At 62.4% G+C, this 3439-nt stretch carries 4 protein-coding genes; 3 read left to right on the top strand and 1 reads right to left on the bottom strand.

Features of this window, described 5'->3' with window-relative positions; translation table 11 throughout:
- Positions 1 to 64: 64 nt before the first annotated feature.
- Entirely contained in the window at positions 65 to 247 is a 183-nt protein-coding gene (locus R4P47_RS24855; protein WP_317786064.1) for a hypothetical protein, read from the bottom strand.
- 175 nt (positions 248 to 422) lie between these two features.
- Between R4P47_RS24855 and R4P47_RS24850 the strand changes: the two genes are divergently transcribed.
- From R4P47_RS24850 to R4P47_RS24840, 3 genes are all read left to right on the top strand, one after another.
- Positions 423 to 1820 (top strand): cation:dicarboxylate symporter family transporter, encoded by a 1398-nt coding sequence (locus tag R4P47_RS24850; protein ID WP_269596603.1) that lies wholly within the window; start codon positions 423 to 425, stop codon positions 1818 to 1820.
- 130 nt (positions 1821 to 1950) lie between these two features.
- Positions 1951 to 2460: a glutathione peroxidase gene (locus R4P47_RS24845; protein ID WP_411567392.1), complete on the top strand. Its 510-nt coding sequence runs from the start codon at positions 1951 to 1953 to the stop codon at positions 2458 to 2460.
- A 55-nt stretch (positions 2461 to 2515) separates the two neighbouring features.
- Positions 2516 to 3217: a DUF2334 domain-containing protein gene (locus tag R4P47_RS24840; RefSeq protein WP_269596605.1), complete on the top strand. Its 702-nt coding sequence runs from the start codon at positions 2516 to 2518 to the stop codon at positions 3215 to 3217.
- Positions 3218 to 3439: the final 222 nt, after the last annotated feature.

The following is a 3439-nucleotide window of genomic DNA, read 5'->3' as shown; positions in this document are numbered from 1 at the left end:
ATCGTCGATCCTTCCCACCAAGCTGAGCTCGGCGTGTCGAACCAAGGACCGGATCAACCGTTATTCAGACAGTCCCGTTGGCGATGCTCACCGCGATCGCCGTGACTTCGCGTCGGGTCGCGTCGTCGCTGTTGGACCGTTCGTTGAGCACCGTCAGGATGCCGCCGGCGAACACGACGACGCCGATGACGACGAGCTGCAACACCAAGACCTGGCCGGCGACGCTCAGCGGGCGCTTCGAGGACAACGCATTCCTTTCGTGCAATACATCGGACGTGAACGAAATGAACGTATAGGTGACTCCAGTCACGGCGTCGAGCAACATCATCTCTCAGCAGGGGTGATGCACCTCACTCCACTCCCCATAGTCACGAAGTCAGCAAGTTCGACTCTCGCTTCACCGGAACCCAGAAGGAACATTCATGACAACCATCGATGCGGAGCGGTTCGACAACCCGCCCACCGAGCCCAAGAAGAAGCGCGACAAGACTCACTGGCTCTACATCGCGGTGATCATCGCGGTGATCGCTGGTGTGATCGTCGGCCTGATCTGGAAGGACTTCGGGTCCGACCTGTCCATTCTCGGAACGCTGTTCATCAGTTTGATCAAGATGATGATCAGCCCGGTCATCTTCTGCACCATAGTGCTCGGCATCGGTTCGGTCCGCGCTGCAGCGAGCGTCGGTAGGGCCGGTGGTATCGCCCTGGCCTACTTCCTGGGTATGTCCACCATCGCCCTGGGAATCGGCATGGTCGTCGGCAACCTCATCAAACCCGGTGACGGCCTGAACATCTCTCCGAACGATGCGGGGCTGAAGCTGGCGGACACCGCGCACGAGGCCGGCGGCACCATGGACTTCATCGCCGGAATCATCCCTGACACCCTGGTGTCCGCGCTCACCGCAGGCAGCGTGCTGCAGACGCTGTTTGTTGCCATCCTGGTCGGGTTCGCATTGCAGGCCATGGGCAAGGGCGGCGAGGGCATTCTCAAGGGCATCGGCGCAGTACAGAAGCTCGTCTTCCGCATCCTGACCATGATTCTGTGGCTCGCCCCGATCGGTGCTTTCGGTGCCATCGCCGGTGTTGTCGGCAAGACCGGCTTCGACGCCGTCATCCAGCTCGGCACTCTGATGCTGGCCTTCTACATCACTTGCTTCATCTTTGTGTTCTTCTTCCTCGGCCTGATCCTCAAGTTCGTCACCGGATTCTCGATCTTCAAGCTGGTCAAGTACTTGGCTCGTGAGTACCTACTCATCGTCGCCACCAGCTCCTCCGAGTCGGCCCTGCCGCGTCTGATCGCCAAGATGGAGCACGTCGGAGTCGAGCGCACCACCGTCGGCATCGTCGTCCCCACCGGTTACTCGTTCAACCTCGACGGCACCGCGATCTACCTGACGATGGCCTCGATCTTCATCGCCGACGCCATGAACATGCCGCTCTCGATCGGCGAGCAGTTCTCGCTGCTGCTGTTCATGATCATCGCGTCGAAGGGCGCAGCCGGAGTCTCCGGAGCCGGCCTGGCCACGCTGGCCGGCGGTCTGTCCAGCCACCGCCCCGAGCTGCTCGACGGAGTCCAGCTGATCGTCGGAATCGACCGGTTCATGTCCGAAGCGCGCGCCGTTACCAACTTCTCCGGCAACGCGGTCGCCACCTTGTTGGTGGGAACCTGGACCAAGACCATCGACAAGGACCGGGTCAACACGGTGCTCGACGGCGGCCTCCCGTTCGACGAGGAGACCATGGTCGACGACCATCTCCCCGAGGACGACCGGCCCGCAGACAAGCAGGTCATCATCGAAAAGTCCGCCGCCAAGGCGTAAGACCTGCCGGGCGCCGCGCATCCCCCCGTCGCCCGGTTCGGAAGAACGCAAGTACGACCCCGCCACCAGCGGGGTCGTACTTGCTTTTGTACGTCGGTTCCATTCTGTCGGTACTCACAGGTAAGTTCAGGTGATGACTGAAGTTCAGAACATCGGCATCAACACGCTGGGTGGTGCGCCCACCTCGCTCGACGAGTACGCCGGAAGGGCCGTCCTCGTGGTCAATGTCGCCTCCAAGTGTGGACTGACCCCGCAGTACGAGAAGCTCGAGAAGCTCGCCAACGAATACTCGTCACGTGGTCTGTCGGTCGTCGGAGTGCCCTGCAACCAGTTCGGTGGCCAGGAGCCCGGTACCGCCGAAGAGATCGAAACTTTCTGCTCCACCACGTACGGCGTCACCTTCGCGATGACCGAGAAGGTCGATGTCAACGGTGACAACAAGCACCCGTTGTACGCCGAGCTGACCAAGACCGAAGACGCCGAAGGCAAAGCCGGAGACGTTCAGTGGAACTTCGAGAAGTTTCTGATTTCACCCGACGGCGTCGTCACCAACCGTTTCCGCCCGCGCACCGAGCCGGACGCTCCTGAGGTGCTCGCCGCGATCGACAAGATCCTGCCGAAGGAAACGATCGCCGTTTAGCTCCTGTCTGCATCGACTTCGAGCCTCGTTCACGCTGGTGTGCGAGGCTCGAGTCATGTCTGGACGCCTGATCGTGTCGGTGAGCGGTATCAAGAACGACACCTTCGAGCACGCCGCCGAATTCGCGCGGATCCTCGACGGGCGAGGCGTCCCTCTGTCATTGCTCGTGGCACCACGGTTGAAGGACAAGTACCGCCTCGCGGCCGACGTGCCCACCCAGGAATGGTTGCGGGCCCGACGCGACGCCGGCGACGCGATCGTTCTGCACGGCTACGACCAGGCCGCGACGAAGCGTCGACGATCCGAGTTCGCAGCGCTGCCGCGTCACGAAGCCCGGCTGCGTCTGATGGCGGCGGACCGCGTCATGGAGCAGACCGGCCTGCGTACTCGGGTGTTCGCTGCTCCACGCTGGATCGCCTCACCCGGTGCCGTCGAGGCTCTGCCCGACGCGGGATTCCGAATGTTGGCCGCGCTGAACGGTATTCACGACCTCGAACGCGACGGCGTCGTGCGCGCGAGAGTGTGGGGAATCGGCGAAGGATTCAAAGCAGAGCCCTGGTGGTTCAAGGCACTGGTACTCGGCGCAGGCCGCACCGCCCGACGCGACGGAGTGGTGCGTCTGGCCATCAGTGCCAAGCAACTCGGACGCCCCGGACCGCGACAGGCAATCCTCGACGCCATCGACCTCTCCCTGCACCACGGAGCCGAAGCCGGCGTGTACGAGTGGATTCCGCGCACCAACTCTCGCGTGGCCTAGCGGTCTGTTTCGCTGCCCCCACCCCGCCCGCCCCACCCCACCCCGCGTCAATGGACCCTTGCACGCCTCAGACGTATGCAATGTGCACATTCACGCACACCTGGAAGTTGCGTGAATGTGACTCTGCAGCGCTCAGACGTATGTGCGGGAGTGTCAGATTAACGGTGGATCCGACCTTGGCGTCGGTTAGTTTCCGTTCGGGGTGATGCGTCCTTCGAAGGT

Source organism: Rhodococcus sp. IEGM 1370 (genome assembly GCF_033142325.1).
Classification (GTDB): domain Bacteria; phylum Actinomycetota; class Actinomycetes; order Mycobacteriales; family Mycobacteriaceae; genus Rhodococcoides.
The sequence above is the reverse complement of the archived record's forward strand: the minus strand, read 5'-3'. Positions and strand labels throughout refer to the sequence as shown.

Coding starts and splice junctions, on each gene's coding strand:
- R4P47_RS24850 (WP_269596603.1), top strand. CDS start 423: ATGACAACCATCGATGCGGAGCGGTTCGACAACCCGCCCACCGAGCCC.
- R4P47_RS24840 (WP_269596605.1), top strand. CDS start 2,516: ATGTCTGGACGCCTGATCGTGTCGGTGAGCGGTATCAAGAACGACACC.